This is a genomic window from Streptomyces sulfonofaciens, assembly GCF_014656295.1.
GTDB classification, from domain to species: Bacteria; Actinomycetota; Actinomycetes; order Streptomycetales; family Streptomycetaceae; genus Streptomyces; species Streptomyces sulfonofaciens.
On record NZ_BNCD01000003.1, the window covers coordinates 238695 to 253132 of the forward strand.

The 14438-nt window shown below is 70.3% G+C and carries 11 protein-coding genes and 1 tRNA gene; 8 read left to right on the forward strand and 4 right to left on the reverse strand.

Annotation, left to right across the window (positions count from 1 at the left end; translation table 11 throughout):
• The first annotated feature begins 239 nt into the window (after positions 1-239).
• The 7 genes from IE313_RS06845 (at position 240) to IE313_RS06875 (ending at position 9618) form a co-directional block, all read left to right on the forward strand.
• Positions 240-2519 carry an FdhF/YdeP family oxidoreductase gene (locus IE313_RS06845; RefSeq protein WP_189930037.1) on the forward strand — a complete coding sequence of 760 codons (2280 nt, stop codon included), beginning with the start codon at positions 240-242 and terminating at the stop codon, positions 2517-2519.
• A gap of 72 nt (positions 2520-2591) precedes the next feature.
• The gene (locus tag IE313_RS06850; protein ID WP_189930038.1) at positions 2592-3092 is read left to right on the forward strand and encodes a PaaI family thioesterase; all 501 of its coding nucleotides are present in this window, start codon (positions 2592-2594) and stop codon (positions 3090-3092) included.
• Positions 3093-3871: 779 nt separating this feature from the next.
• Positions 3872-5113: a branched-chain amino acid ABC transporter substrate-binding protein gene (locus IE313_RS06855; RefSeq protein WP_229924434.1), complete on the forward strand. Its 1242-nt coding sequence runs from the start codon at positions 3872-3874 to the stop codon at positions 5111-5113.
• Positions 5114-5263: 150 nt separating this feature from the next.
• Positions 5264-6196: a branched-chain amino acid ABC transporter permease gene (locus tag IE313_RS06860; protein ID WP_189930040.1), complete on the forward strand. Its 933-nt coding sequence runs from the start codon at positions 5264-5266 to the stop codon at positions 6194-6196.
• Between the two features lie 6 nt (positions 6197-6202).
• Positions 6203-8005 (forward strand): branched-chain amino acid ABC transporter permease, encoded by a 1803-nt coding sequence (locus tag IE313_RS06865; RefSeq protein ID WP_189930041.1) that lies wholly within the window; start codon positions 6203-6205, stop codon positions 8003-8005.
• A 6-nt stretch (positions 8006-8011) separates the two neighbouring features.
• Positions 8012-8899 (forward strand): ABC transporter ATP-binding protein, encoded by an 888-nt coding sequence (locus IE313_RS06870; RefSeq protein ID WP_189930042.1) that lies wholly within the window; start codon positions 8012-8014, stop codon positions 8897-8899.
• A complete protein-coding gene (locus IE313_RS06875; protein WP_189930043.1) occupies positions 8896-9618 on the forward strand; it encodes an ABC transporter ATP-binding protein in 723 nt (240 codons plus the stop codon). Before IE313_RS06870 ends, IE313_RS06875 begins: the two co-directional genes overlap by 4 nt.
• A 193-nt stretch (positions 9619-9811) precedes the next feature.
• Here the strand turns inward: IE313_RS06875 and IE313_RS06880 are convergent, their stop codons facing one another.
• Complete coding sequence (locus tag IE313_RS06880; protein WP_189930044.1) at positions 9812-10465, reverse strand: ANTAR domain-containing response regulator; 654 nt, start codon at positions 10463-10465, stop codon at positions 9812-9814.
• A gap of 100 nt (positions 10466-10565) precedes the next feature.
• On the opposite strand from IE313_RS06880, the gene IE313_RS06885 reads away from it, so the two are divergent.
• Positions 10566-10640, forward strand: a tRNA-Leu gene (locus IE313_RS06885).
• Positions 10641-10744: 104 nt separating this feature from the next.
• Here IE313_RS06885 and pyk read toward each other — a convergent pair.
• From pyk to IE313_RS06900, 3 genes are all read right to left on the reverse strand, one after another.
• On the reverse strand, positions 10745-12181 hold the full coding sequence (pyk, locus tag IE313_RS06890; protein WP_189930045.1) for a pyruvate kinase: 1437 nt from the start codon (positions 12179-12181) through the stop codon (positions 10745-10747).
• Positions 12182-12343: 162 nt separating this feature from the next.
• Positions 12344-13069, reverse strand: a complete 726-nt coding sequence (locus IE313_RS06895; protein WP_189930046.1) for an SIMPL domain-containing protein — start codon at positions 13067-13069, stop codon at positions 12344-12346.
• Between the two features lie 242 nt (positions 13070-13311).
• A complete protein-coding gene (locus tag IE313_RS06900) occupies positions 13312-14190 on the reverse strand; it encodes a sulfotransferase family protein (RefSeq protein ID WP_373316943.1) in 879 nt (292 codons plus the stop codon).
• Positions 14191-14438 lie beyond the last annotated feature (248 nt).

The window sequence follows — 14438 nt, forward strand, 5'->3', positions numbered from 1 at the left end:
GATCCTGCCACGGAGCACTGACAGTGCGGGCCCCGGCTTCGCCGGCCCCCGGTGCGCCCGACGCGGCGGACGGGGCGCGTCCCCTCCCGGGTCCGCCCCGGCGGCGGGAGGCGGGGTCCGGGGCACCGGCACGTCGGTGCCCCGTGGCACGATCGAAGGCGCCGGCGAGGAGATCGCGGCACCGGCAGCCCCCGGCAGGACACCCGGGGTGCGCCGCATACGCTCGAAAGGGAGCCGAGATGGCCAGTAAGCCGCCCCAGGGCGATCCGGTTCAGGACGCACCCGAGGTCGCCGAGCCGCGGCACGCGGCCGCGGGCCTGCCCGCCATCGGGCACTCGCTGCGCATGGCGCAGCAGCAGATGGGCGTGCGCCGCGCCGCGCTCACCCTGCTGCGGGTCAACCAGAAGGACGGCTTCGACTGCCCGGGGTGCGCCTGGCCCGAGCCGGGCCGGCGGCACACTGCCGAGTTCTGCGAGAACGGCGCGAAGGCGGTCGCGGAGGAGGCCACGCTGCGCCGTGTGACGCCCGACTTCTTCGCCGCGCACCCGGTCGCGGACCTGGCCACCCGCAGCGGCTACTGGCTGGGGCAGCAGGGCCGCCTCACCCACCCGATGTACCTGGCCGAGGGTGCGGACCGGTACGAGCCGGTGTCCTGGGAGCAGGCGTTCGACATCGTCGCCGAGGAGCTGACGGCGCTCGACTCCCCCGACGAGGCGGTCTTCTACACCTCGGGGCGCACCAGCAACGAGGCCGCCTTCCTCTACCAGCTCTTCGTCCGGGAGTTCGGCACGAACAACCTGCCGGACTGCTCCAACATGTGCCACGAGTCCTCGGGCTCCGCGCTGACCGAGACGCTGGGCGTCGGCAAGGGGAGCGTGCTGCTCGACGACCTGCACCAGGCCGACCTGATCATCGTCGCCGGGCAGAACCCAGGCACCAACCACCCCCGGATGCTCTCCGCGCTGGAGAAGGCCAAGGCCGGCGGCGCCCGGATCATCACCGTCAACCCGCTGCCGGAAGCGGGGCTGGAGCGCTTCAAGAACCCGCAGACCCCGAAGGGCCTGACCAGGGGGGCCGCGCTCACCGACCTCTTCCTTCAGATCCGCCTCGGCGGCGACCAGGCGCTGTTCCGCCTGCTGAACAAGCTGATCATCGAGACGGACGGCGCGGTCGACGAGGAGTTCGTCGGGACGTACACGCACGGGTACGAGGAGTTCGCGGCGGCGGCGCGGACCGCCGACTGGGACGAGACGCTGGCGGCGACGGGCCTGGAGCGCTCCGCGATCGAGCGGGCCCTGCGGATGGTGCTGGAGTCCCGGCGGACCGTGGTCTGCTGGGCGATGGGCCTCACCCAGCACAAGCACGCGGTGCCGACCATCCGCGAGGTGGTGAACTTCCTCCTGCTGCGCGGCAACGTCGGCCGCCCGGGCGCGGGCGTGTGCCCGGTGCGCGGCCACTCCAACGTGCAGGGCGACCGCACGATGGGAATCTTCGAGCGGCCCGGCGCCGATCTGCTGGACGCCCTCGAGCGGGAGTTCGGGTTCGCTCCGCCCCGGGAGCACGGCTACGACGTGGTGCGGGCCATCAGGGCGCTGCGGGACGGTGCGGCGAAGGTGTTCTTCGCGATGGGCGGCAACTTCGTCTCCGCCTCGCCCGACACCGAGGTCACCGAGGCGGCGATGCGCCGCGCCCGGCTGACGGTGCACGTCTCCACCAAGCTGAACCGCTCCCACGCGGTGACCGGCGCACGGGCGCTGATCCTGCCCACCCTGGGCCGCACCGAGCGGGACCTGCAGGGCAGCGGCGAGCAGTTCGTGACGGTGGAGGACTCCATGGGCATGGTGCACGCCTCGCGCGGCCGGCTGGACCCGGCGAGCGCGCACCTGCTCTCCGAGCCGGCGATCGTGTGCCGGCTGGCGCGCCGGGTACTGGGCCACGAGTCGCGCACGCCCTGGGAGGAGTTCGAGAAGGACTACGCGACGATCCGGGACCGCATCGGGCGCGTGATCCCCGGCTTCGAGGACTTCAACGCGCGCGTGGCGGTACCCGGGGGCTTCGCCCTGCCGCACGCGCCGCGCGACGAGCGCCGCTTCCCCACCGCCACGGGCAGGGCCAACTTCACCGCGGCACCCGTCGAGCACCCGCACCTGCCCGAGGGCCGGCTGCTGCTGCAGACGCTGCGCTCGCACGACCAGTACAACACCACGATCTACGGCCTCGACGACCGCTACCGCGGTATCAGGAACGGCCGCAGGGTCGTGCTGGTCAACCCCGCGGACGCGGCGGCGCTGGGCCTGTCGGACGGTTCGTACACGGACCTGGTCAGCGAGTGGGAGGACGGCGTGGAGCGGCGGGCACCGGGGTTCAGGGTGGTGCACTACCCCACCGCGCGCGGGTGCGCCGCCGCGTACTACCCGGAGACGAATGTGCTGGTCCCGCTGGACGCGACCGCCGACACCAGCAACACCCCCGCGAGCAAGTCCGTCGTGGTGCGCCTCGAACGGTCCGCTCTGGGCTGAGCACTTGCTCAGGTCGTGCCCGGGCGTATGAGATGGGCGCAGCACACGCACTCGGAGAACGGAGCCTGGCCCATGGGTGAGCAGCACGGAGCGCGGCACACCGTGAAGTTCCCGCAGGAAGTGGTGGACGAGTACACCGCGCTCGGGCTTGACCTGCCCGCGCTGTTCTCGGCCGGGGCCCTCGGCGAGCGGATGGGCATCGAGATCACCCAGGCGTCGGCGGAGCGCGTGGTGGGCACCATGCCGGTCGAGGGCAACACCCAGCCCTACGGCCTGCTGCACGGCGGAGCCTCCGCGGTGCTCGCCGAGACGCTCGGCTCGGTGGGCTCGATGCTGCACGGCGGTCCGCACCGCTTCGCGGTGGGCGTCGACCTCAACTGCACCCACCACAAGGGCGCACGCTCCGGTCTGGTGACGGGGGTCGCGACACCCGTGCACCGGGGGCGCTCCACGGCGACGTACGAGATCGTGATCAGCGACGAGCAGGGCCGGCGGGTGTGCACCGCCCGCCTCACCTGCATGCTGCGCGATTCGACCGCCAACGGCAGCAGCGCCGACGGCAGCACGGGCTAAACCGGCGCGGGACGGCGGGACGGCGGCCGCGAACGCCGTCCGGGGAGTGGGCACCGGGAAGTCGGCGGGCCGGCGGACCGCAAGTCAGGCGGAGGTTGCGGGGCCGCGGGGGCGCTGGACGCTCGCGGAGCAGCGCAGGCACACCGGGGTCGCTGGCACACCCCAGGAACGCGTAAGCTGCGCTACGCGGTCGCCCGCACAAACCGGCCACCGGGTCATGTGCCCGTACCACCGGTGGGGTTCCGCTGATCGTCCGGCCCTCCGCGGTACTCTCCGTCACCTGGGTGCCGCCCCTCCCGCGCACCCGTGAAATCGGGTACCACGCGCACGGGCATCCCCACGGTGCTCAACCGTGAATGCGCAAAAGCATCGTGGAATGCCGCCCTTCCTTTTCCCGCAAGCAACACGCTGTAATACGCATGCAAAGCAGCGGCTGACATTCTCGTGGGTTGGGCATACCGCTCGGGCTTTTCCGTGGCGCTCGCCGCGGCACGCCCGCCACCGGCCGCGTCATGACCAAACCCCCCGACAGTGCTGCAGGTTCTCAACTGGTGGACAGCACCCGGCGAAGCATCCCCGCTCAGCCGCCCCTTTTAACGCAGCAATTGGGCCAGGTCATAACAAGAACGTCACAGCCTTGGCCAGAACACTCCATTGCCCAAAACCCGCGTTTAGAGTCACGCCCAGTCACCGCGCCACCGGATTCCTTGTCAGTTCGGTTCTCGCGCTCGACCCGGCTGCCCCACAAGGGAGCGCCGTGCCAGGGGAAAGGACTGATCGTGCGCCAACGCTCACTCATAGCCATCACCGCCGTACTCTCGGCGGGAGCCCTCACGCTCACCGCCTGCGGCTCACGCGACAAGAAGGACAGCGCCGGCGGCGACAGCGGCACCACCACGGTGGTCATCGGCGTCGACGCGCCGCTGACCGGCCAGAACTCCGCCACCGGGCTGGGCATCCAGTACGGCACGCAGATCGCCGTCGACGAGGCCAACGCGAAGAAGACCGTCCCCGGCGTGACCTTCAAGGTGGTCGCCCTCGACGACAAGGCGCTGCCCGCCACCGGCCAGCAGAACGCCTCCCAACTCGTCGCGGACAAGCAGGCCCTCGGCGTCATCGGCCCCCTGAACTCGGGTGTGGCCACCTCGATGCAGCAGACCTTCGCGGCCGCGAACCTGGCCGAGATCTCGCCTGCCAACACTGCACCGGAGCTCACCCAGGGCAAGAACTGGCAGACGGCCAAGAAGCGGCCCTTCAAGACGTACTTCCGCACCGCCACCACCGACGCCCTCCAGGGCGGCTTCGCGGCCCAGTACGCGGTGAAGACGCTCGGCAAGAAGAAGCTCTTCGTCGTCGACGACAAGCAGACCTACGGTGCCGGCCTCGCCAGACTCTTCAAGTCGAACGCCTTGAAGTTCGGCGGCAAGGTCATCGGCGAGGACCACGTCAACACCGGTGACCGCGACTTCTCCAGCCTGGTCACCAAGATCAAGAACTCGGGCGCCGACCTGGTCTACTACGGCGGCCAGTACGACGAGTCGCAGGTCATCACCAAGCAGCTCAAGGACGCCGGCGCCAAGATCCCGCTCTTCGGCGGCGACGGCATGTTCTCCGACACCTACATCAAGACCGCCGGCAAGGCGTCCGAGGGCGACCTCGCCACCTCCGTCGGCGTCCCGCTCGACACCGTCGACGCCGCGAAGGACTTCATCAAGACCTACAAGGACAAGAAGTACCCCGGCGACTACGGCACCTACGGCGGTTACTCGTTCGACGCCGCCAACGCCCTCATCAAGGCGGTCGGCGAGGTCGTCTCCGCCAACGACGGCAAGCTCCCGGGCGACCTGGACAAGAACCGCAAGGACGTGGTCGCCGCCGTCCAGAAGACCAACTTCCAGGGCATCGCGGGCCCCGTCGCCTTCGACGACTACGGCGACACGGTCAACAAGCAGCTCACCGTCTACCAGGTCAAGAACGGCAAGTGGACCGCCGTGAAGAGCGGCACCTTCGACGCCGCGTGACCCCTGCGCGCACCGCGCGGTAGACACACCCGCCCAGCCCGGCACCACCACCGCGGTGCCGGGCGTGGCGCTCTTCAGTGACCGGGGGACACCGTCCCCGGCTTCCCGCACCACACCAGTCACCCACCACCACGACACGGAGGCCACGCGGTGCATGCTCTGCCGCAGCAGCTGGCCAACGGGCTGTTCCTCGGCTCGATGTACGGGCTGATCGCCATCGGCTACACGATGGTGTACGGCATCGTCCAGCTCATCAACTTCGCCCACGGCGAGATATTCATGACCGGCGGCTTCGGCGCGCTCACGGTCTACGTCTACGTCCTGCCCGACGGGGTCTCCATGTGGGTCGCCGTCCCCCTCATGATCGTCGGAGGCGGCCTCGTCGCCGTCCTGGTGGCGATCGGAGCCGAGCGCTTCGCCTACCGACCGCTGCGCGGCGCACCCCGTCTCGCCCCCCTCATCACGGCGATCGGGCTCTCCCTCGCCCTCCAGCAGCTCGTCTTCAACCTCTACCCGAACGCCAAGTCCGCGATCTCCTTCCCCGGACTGCCCTTCGGGCCCTACCACCTGGCCGGCATCCGCATCCAGGCCGGTGACATCTTCCTGCTGGTCGCCGCGCCCCTGTGCATGGCCGCCCTCGCGTTCTTCACCAAGACCTCGCGCACCGGCCGTGCCATGCAGGCCACCGCCCAGGACCCGGACACCGCCCAGCTCATGGGTATCAACACCAACAAGATCATCGTGATCGCCTTCGCGATCGGCGGGTTCTTCGCCGCCATCGCCGGTGTCGCCTACGGGTTCAAGATCGGCAGCGTCTCGTACGACATGGGCTTCCAGGCCGGTCTGAAGGCCTTCACCGCGGCCGTCCTCGGCGGCATCGGCAACATCTACGGCGCCATGCTCGGCGGAGTCGTCCTCGGTCTCGCCGAGGCCGTCGCCACCGCCTACATCTCCGACATCCCCGGGATGCAGCAGCTCGGCGGCCAGGCATGGGCGGCCGTCTGGGCCTTCGTCCTCCTCATCCTGGTCCTGCTGTTCAGACCTCAGGGCCTCCTCGGCGAACGCGTCGCGGACAGGGCGTGATCCACCATGACCACCATCATCGAACCCACCGAGCCGGCCGTGGCCGCCACCCCGGCGCGCGGTCTGCTGCCGCTGCCCACCGGCCTCGCCAAGGCCCTCGTCCCCGCCGGCGGCCTGATCACCGTCGTCAGTGCCTTCCTGCCCTGGACGTGGACCTCCGAATTCGCCGGCGACCTGACCGTCTACGGCTATCCGGCGGGACTCCAGACCCTCGCGATCGTCGCCGGTGTGCTCGCCCTCGCCTACGGCCTCGGTGAGCACGGTGTGCCGGGCCTGCGCTGGACCAACCCCGGCAAGAGCCCGAACGCGCTCTTCCTCGCCGCCCTCACCGTGTTCGCCGTCACCTGGTATACGGGCATCGCCATCACCGTCGAACTCGGCGGCCTCGTCAACCTGGAGCCCGGCGGCTTCATCGCCATGGCCGGCGGCCTCATCGGTGTCGTCGGCGCGCTCGGCCTGCCCCAGCCGGCCGACAACGAGGCGACCGGCCTCGCCGCCTACGTCGCCAAGCCCGCCCACGTCCCCGACGCCGAGCTTCCCGGCGCGTGGATCCAGCGGCTCATCCTCACCGCCGCCGTCGCGCTCGGGCTCGTGGTCTTCACCTACGGCATCGGCATCGATCCCGCCGAGAGCGAGACCTTCATCGGCTTCGTCCTCCTCGTGGCCATCGGCGCCTGGACCCTGAACACCTCCGGCCTGCTGGCGCGGTACTCCCGGCTCAGCGCCGGCCACCGGGGCTTCGCCACCACCATGGCCTTCGTCGCCGCGGTGATCTTCCCCTTCACCCAGTCCGACGACCACAACGCGAACCTCGGCGTCAACATCCTCATCTTCGCCACCGTCGCCCTCGGTCTGAACATCGTCGTCGGCCTGACCGGCCTGCTCGACCTCGGCTACGTCGCCTTCCTCGGCGTGGGGGCGTACGCCGCGGCGCTCGTCTCCGGCTCCGAGTTCTCCCGCTTCTCCGGTGTGCACGTGCCCTTCTGGGGCGCCGCCCTCATCGGCATGGGCGCCAGCCTGGTCTTCGGTGTGCTCATCGGCGCACCGACCCTGCGGCTGCGCGGCGACTACCTGGCCATCGTCACGCTCGGCTTCGGGGAGATCTTCCGCATCGCCGTCAACAACATGGACGGCAGCTCGGGACCCGACATCACCAACGGCCCGGACGGCATCACCAACGTGCCCGACCTCAAGCTGTTCGGGTTCGACTTCGCCCAGGCCCACGAGATCGGCCCGTTCACCATCGGCCGGTTCGCCAACTACTTCTTCCTGATGCTCCTCTTCACCGCGATCGTGGTGCTCGTCTTCACGCGGGCGGCCGACTCCCGCATCGGGCGGTCCTGGGTGGCCATCCGCGAGGACGAGACCGCCGCCACCGCCATGGGCATCAACGGCTTCCGCGTCAAGCTCGTCGCCTTCGCCCTGGGCGCCACCCTGGCCGGCCTGGCCGGCACCGTCTACGCGCACGAGACCTACGGCGTCGTCCCGAACCCCTACCAGTTCGCCGGTGCCGCACCGCCCAACTCCGCCTTCCTGCTCGCCGCCGTCGTGCTCGGCGGCATGGGCACGGTCGGCGGTCCCCTGCTCGGCGCCAGCCTGCTGTACCTCATCCCGGAGAAGCTCGGCTTCCTCAAGGAGTACGAGCTGCTCGCCTTCGGCGTCGCCCTCATCCTCCTCATGCGCTTCAGGCCCGAGGGGATCATCTCCGACAGCCGCAAGAAGCTGGAGTTCCGTGCGACGGGACAGATGGACGTCCCGGACCAGACCACTCTCGAACCGGCCACCGGCGTCGCCAAGGCGGGGGGCTGAACCACCATGACCACCACCACGGAAACCACCGCGGACACCACCGCCACCGCCACGGTCCTCAAGGCCGACGGCGTCACCATGCGCTTCGGCGGCCTCACGGCCGTCCGCGACGTCTCCCTCACCGTGCGCAGCGGCGAGATCGTGGGCCTCATCGGTCCCAACGGCGCCGGCAAGACCACTTTCTTCAACTGCCTCACGGGCCTCTACGTCCCCACCGAGGGACGCGTCGCCTACAAGGGCACCACCCTCCCGCCCAAACCCCACCTGGTCACCCAGGCGGGCATCGCGCGGACCTTCCAGAACATCCGGCTCTTCGCCAACATGACCGTGCTGGAGAACGTCCTCGTCGGGCGTCACACCCGCACCAAGGAGGGGCTGTGGTCCGCGCTGCTGCGCGGTCCCGGATTCCGGCGGGCCGAGGAGGCCTCCCGCGCCCGCGCCATGGAGCTCCTGGAGTTCACCGGCCTCGCCGAGAAGGCCGACCACCTCGCGCGCAACCTCCCCTACGGCGAGCAGCGCAAGCTGGAGATCGCCCGCGCGCTGGCCAGCGAACCCGGCCTGCTGCTGCTCGACGAGCCGACCGCGGGCATGAACCCCCAGGAGACCAGGGCCACCGAGGAACTCGTCTTCGCCATCCGCGACAAGGGCATCGCCGTCCTCGTCATCGAGCACGACATGCGGTTCATCTTCAACCTCTGCGACCGCGTCGCCGTGCTCGTCCAGGGCCAGAAGCTCGTCGAGGGCACCCCCGACGTCGTCCAGGCCGACGAGCGCGTCATCGCCGCCTACATCGGCAGCCCCATGGAGGACTCCCCCGAGGACGAGGCGCTCGCCGAGGTCCAGGCCGCCGAGGCGGCGGCCGGCGCTGCGGACACCCAGGAGGACGCCAAGTGACCGCACCCGCACTCCTCGACGTCAGGGACCTCCGCGTCGCCTACGGCAAGATCGAGGCCGTCAAGGGCATCTCCTTCAGCGTGGCCGCAGGCGAGGTCGTCACCCTCATCGGCACCAACGGCGCCGGCAAGACGACCACCCTGCGCACACTGTCCGGGCTGCTCAAGCCGCGCTCCGGCAGCATCGTCTTCAACGGGGAGCCGATCAGGAGGCTCCGCCCCGACGAGATCGTCGCCCGCGGGCTCGCCCACTCCCCCGAGGGCCGGCACATCTTCCCGCGCATGACCATCGAGGAGAACCTCCTCCTCGGCGCCTTCCTGCGCAGGGACAAGTCCGGCATCGCCGACGACGTGCAACGCGCCTACGATCTCTTCCCGATCCTCGGGGAGCGCCGCAAGCAGGCCGCCGGCACGCTCTCCGGGGGCGAGCAGCAGATGCTCGCCATGGGCCGTGCGCTCATGTCGCGGCCCAAGCTGCTCATGCTGGACGAGCCGTCCATGGGCCTCTCCCCGATCATGATGCAGAAGATCATGGCGACCATCCGGGAGCTCAGCTCCGAGGGCATCACCATCCTGCTGATCGAGCAGAACGCCCAGGCCGCGCTGTCGCTGGCCGACCACGGCCACGTCATGGAGATCGGCACCATCGCCATCTCGGGTACCGGCCAGGACCTCCTGCACGACGAGTCCGTCCGCAAGGCGTACCTCGGCGAGGACTGACGACGGCAGCCCGCCCGTCGGGAGCGGCCCGCCCGGCCATCCGGGCGGGCCGCTCCCGGCGCGCCAGGCCCGGTGCCGGCCGCCGGCGCAGGCGTCACGGCGCAGGCGTCACGGCGCACGCGTCACAGCGCACACACACGAAGCGGCCCGACCCCTCCGCAGCAGGAGGGTCGGGCCGCTTCCGTGCGCGCCGCTACTTTCCCTTGGCCGCCTTCTTCTCCTCGGCGTCCTCGATGACCGCCTCCGCCACCTGCTGCATGGACATACGGCGGTCCATCGACGTCTTCTGAATCCACCGGAAGGCCGCCGGCTCGGTCAGTCCGTAATCCGTCTGGAGAACCGACTTCGCACGGTCCACGAGCTTCCTGGTCTCCAGGCGCTGGGTGAGATCGGCGACCTCTTTCTCCAGGGTGCGCAGCTCGGTGAACCGGGACACCGCCATCTCGATGGCGGGCACCACATCGCTCTTGCTGAACGGCTTCACCAGATACGCCATGGCGCCCGCGTCGCGCGCCCGCTCGACCAGGTCGCGCTGGGAGAACGCGGTCAGCATCAGCACCGGGGCGATCGACTCCTCGGCGATCCGCTCGGCCGCCGAGATGCCGTCCAGCTTCGGCATCTTCACATCGAGGATCACCAGGTCGGGGCGGTGCTCGCGGGCCAGCTCCACGGCGTGCTCCCCGTCTCCTGCCTCGCCGACGACGGAGTAGCCCTCCTCCTCCAGCATCTCTTTCAGGTCGAGACGGATCAGCGCCTCGTCCTCGGCGATGACGACACGGGTCGTCGCCGGGGGAACGTGCGCCTTCTCGTCATCGGCGGCGGGCTGGGGGGACTCGGGGGCGGTCACTGGGACTCCTCGGTGCGGGGCAGGTTCCTGCTCGTACGAGCCTACCCAGCTACGATAAGGTGGTGCCGCGAGGGGTTGGGCATTCCCTTCCTTTTCCGAGGCCCCAGTACTCCAACTGGTCAGAGAGGCCGCTCTCAAACAGCGGACAGTGTGGGTTCGAATCCCACCTGGGGCACTTTCCTCCGGATTCCCGGCCGGGGATTCGAACCCGGAAATTCCACGGCGAGATCCGGCCCCGGGCAGCCGGAGCCGGATCGTGACGCACCCCACAGGCACCGCCTACCGCGGCGCGTCGTCCTCCCCGATCCGGTGGACCCGGAGCAGGTTCGTGGTACCGGACATGCCGGGCGGCGAGCCGGCCGTGATGATCACGATGTCGCCCTTGGCGCACCGCCCGATCCTGAGAAGCTCGTCGTCGACCTGCTCGACCATCGCGTCGGTGGACTCCACGTGCGGTCCGAGGAAGGTCTCCACCCCCCAGGTGAGGTTCAACTGGGCGCGGGTCGCCGGTTCCGGGGTGAAGGCGAGCAGCGGGATCGGCGAGCGGTAGCGGGACAGGCGCCGCACGGTGTCGCCGGACTGCGTGAAGGCGACCAGGAACTTCGCGCCGAGGAAGTCGCCGATGTCGGCGGCAGCACGCGCGACGGCGCCGCCCTGGGTGCGCGGCTTGCTGCGCTCGGTGATCGGCGGCAGGCCCTTGGCGAGGATGTCCTCCTCGGCCGCCTCGACGATCCTCGCCATCGTCCTGACGGTCTCCACCGGGTACTTCCCGACGCTGGTCTCGCCGGAGAGCATCACGGCGTCGGTGCCGTCGATGACGGCGTTGGCGACGTCGGATGCCTCGGCGCGGGTCGGCCGGGAGTTGTCGATCATCGAGTCCAGCATCTGGGTGGCCACGATCACCGGCTTGGCGTTGCGCTTCGCCAGCATCACGGCGCGCTTCTGGACGATGGGCACCTGCTCCAGCGGCATCTCCACACCGAGGTCGCCCCGGGCCACCATGATGCCGTCGAACGCGGCCACGATGTCCTGTATGTTCTCGACGGCCTGCGGCTTCTCCACCTTGGCGATGACGGGGACGCGGCGGCCCTCCTCGTCCATGATGCGGTGCACGTCGTCGATGTCGCGTCCGGTGCGCACGAAGGAGAGGGCCACCACGTCGGCGCCGGTGCGCAGCGCCCAGCGCAGGTCTTCCCGGTCCTTCTCGGAGAGCGCGGGGACGGAGACCGCGACGCCCGGGAGGTTCAGGCCCTTGTGGTCGGAGACCATGCCGCCCTCGACCACCAGGGTGTGAACGCGCGGGCCGTCCACCCCGGTCACCTCCAGAGTGACCTTGCCGTCGTCGACGAGGATCAGCTCACCCGCGCTGACGTCAGCCGCCAGCCCCTGGTAGGTGGTGCCGCAGCACTGCCGATCACCCTCGGTGTCCTTCTCCACCGTGATGGTGAAGGTGTCGCCGCGTTCAAGAAGTACGGGACCCTCGGTGAAACGACCGAGTCGGATCTTCGGACCCTGAAGGTCGGCGAGGATCCCGACACTCCGGCCGGTCTCCTCGGACGCCTTGCGCACCCGGTGGTAGCGCTCCTCGTGCTCGGCATAGGTGCCGTGGCTGAGGTTGAGGCGCGCTACGTCCATTCCGGCCTCGACGAGTGCCTTGATCTGGTCGTACGAGTCAGTGGCGGGTCCCAGGGTACAAACGATCTTTGCTCGGCGCATGGTTCGAGCGTAGGGCTTACCGGCCGGTAGAGAATTGGCCGCACATGACTACCCAACAACCTTTGTATGAAGGGTTATTGACAACTGTTGAATTGTGCGTATGGCCGCTCCGATGAGCGGGAATGGCGTTCTGATCCGCGCCCGCGCATGGCCCGACGAGGCTCACAGCCGGGGCGCGATCATCGTGAAACGGGCGTTGACCTGCGCGTGGACATACTGGCGCTGGGGCTGGAGATCGAGCGGCGGTGCCTGCGGGACAGGGGCTCCGGCGAAGGCGGAGGTGCGCAGGGCGCGGCTCGTGCCCGCGTCCGCGCCGTGTCCGCTCGGCTGCTCGGCGCCCGTGTCGGCGATCTCCACGAGTGCGGCGAGCCGGGTGCCCAGGGCCTCCGCGTACTCGCGGGCGCGCTGCACCGCCTCCACCACCGCCTGCCGGCGCGCTTCGCGATGGGCGGGCGAGTTCGGACGCAGCGCCCACCAGGGGCCGTCGACCTGGGTGAGTTCCAGGTCGGCGAGCCGGGTGGTGAGTTCGCCGAGCGCGGTGAAGTCCACCAGGTCCGCGCCGACGCGGACCCTGCCCTGGTAGGCGCGGACCCGTTCGCCGCGGCCGTGCCTTGCGAGTTCGGGACTGATCGAGAACGCACCGGTCTCCAGGTTCTCCACCGCGTCCCCGTACGCCCTGACCAGGTCGAGCACGGCCGAGTTCCGGCGGGTGAGGTCGTCGAGGGCCTCCTGCCTGCTGGTGCCGCGGGCGCTGACGGTGATGCCGATCCGGGCGAGCTCCGGTTCGCACTCCAGATGGGCCTCCCCGCGGACGGCGACCCGGGGAGCGTCCGGGGTGCCGTAGGGCACGGGCGGGCGGGCGTCGCCGGAAGGCGGATGCGTGGTCATGGCCACCACTGTGGCACCGGGGCGGCGCCGCGCGCGCCCGTCCCGCCGATCCGCCCGTCCGCCCGTCCGCCGGTCCGCCGGTCCGCCGGTCCCTGGACTCGCGATCCACCGATCCGCCGACCCGCCGACCCGCCATTGCACCGATCCCGCCCCCTCCGATCCGCCGAGCCCGCTCACGAGCCCGCCGATCCGCGGTGGCCGCCGCTCCCCCGCCCCCGGTCCGCGCGTGGCCCGGCCCCGGTTCAGCCCACCGGGTAGCCCCAGGCCCTCGCGATCTGCGCCAGCCGCGGGGGCAGATCCGTGCCGGGGTCGGCGCCGCGGGCCCGCTGGATGCGGCCGGACCTGATGGCACCGCTCCAGTCACCGAGCTGGGGCTGGAAGCTGCCGTGGTCCTGGCGTCCGTAGTCGAGCATGGAGCTCTCCCAGGGGACGCCGAGGTGGTCGCACAGGCCGCGGGTGACCTTCTCGGGCTCGGCCGTCAGCTCCTCATAGGTGATCACACGGGCGTGCAGGTGGTGCCGCGCCTCCTCCAGCTTCTCGCTGTAGTCCAGCACCTCGGCGTGGATCTGCCCGAGGTCGGGGTCGGTGCGGCGGCGGGCGAGCGAGGTGACGACGGCGGCCGGGTGGCGCAGCAGGATGACATAGCGGGCGCCGGGCCAACATCGGTGCAGACGCGGCCACATCAGCGTGTTCGGCGGTGTCTTGTCGACGATGACGTCCTTGCCGCTGCGACTCAGCTCCAGATGGAGCAGGCGGTCCCACAGGACGTGCTCCAACTCGTCCTTGTCGAGTTCGAGCCCCTTCATGGCCGCCGCGGTGAACTCCCGGGCCAGGTGGACGTGGAGGGTGCGCAGGTGCATCTCGTGCGGTGCGCGTATCCGGGTGTGGCTGTTCAGCAGGACCCTCAGCAGGGTGGAACCGGAACGCACGCTGGAGAGGACGAAGACCGGGGACTCGACCAGGCGCGGTGCGGACGGTGCGACGTAATCCGCGGCCCGGCACGGGGCGCCGTCGACGCCGTCAGCGGATGACACGACGGTCACGGCGGACACGGCGGACACGGCCGCCTTGCCGGCACGCGCCGCGGGGCTCCGCCGGGGCGGAGCCACCGCCTGGGCCATCAGCCTGCCCCGGCGCCTGAGTCCTCTGCCGATGTTCGACATCCCTGTGTGCCGCACGCTGGCGCTCCTTCCTGACGTACTGCCGTGCTCGCTGCCGGCCGCCCTCGCGCACGGATCGCCGTGCCCGGTGCGCCTGGCCGGCCAGACCTCCCCCCGGTGGTCCTGACATCCCAGGGGCGCGAGGCGAACACCAGATGTCGGCAAAGGAACGCGTTCCTGCTCCCCGTCCTCACAAAGCTGCTCTGACC

What these genes read in the sequence shown, in the direction of transcription:
- IE313_RS06845 (WP_189930037.1), top strand. Translation starts at nt 240, where the DNA reads ATGGCCAGTAAGCCGCCCCAGGGCGATCCGGTTCAGGACGCACCCGAG.
- IE313_RS06850 (WP_189930038.1), top strand. Translation starts at nt 2,592, where the DNA reads ATGGGTGAGCAGCACGGAGCGCGGCACACCGTGAAGTTCCCGCAGGAA.
- IE313_RS06865 (WP_189930041.1), top strand. Translation starts at nt 6,203, where the DNA reads ATGACCACCATCATCGAACCCACCGAGCCGGCCGTGGCCGCCACCCCG.
- IE313_RS06870 (WP_189930042.1), top strand. Translation starts at nt 8,012, where the DNA reads ATGACCACCACCACGGAAACCACCGCGGACACCACCGCCACCGCCACG.
- pyk (WP_189930045.1), bottom strand. Translation starts at nt 12,181, where the DNA reads ATGCGCCGAGCAAAGATCGTTTGTACCCTGGGACCCGCCACTGACTCG.
- IE313_RS06895 (WP_189930046.1), bottom strand. Translation starts at nt 13,069, where the DNA reads ATGACCACGCATCCGCCTTCCGGCGACGCCCGCCCGCCCGTGCCCTAC.
- IE313_RS06900 (WP_373316943.1), bottom strand. Translation starts at nt 14,190, where the DNA reads ATGGCCCAGGCGGTGGCTCCGCCCCGGCGGAGCCCCGCGGCGCGTGCC.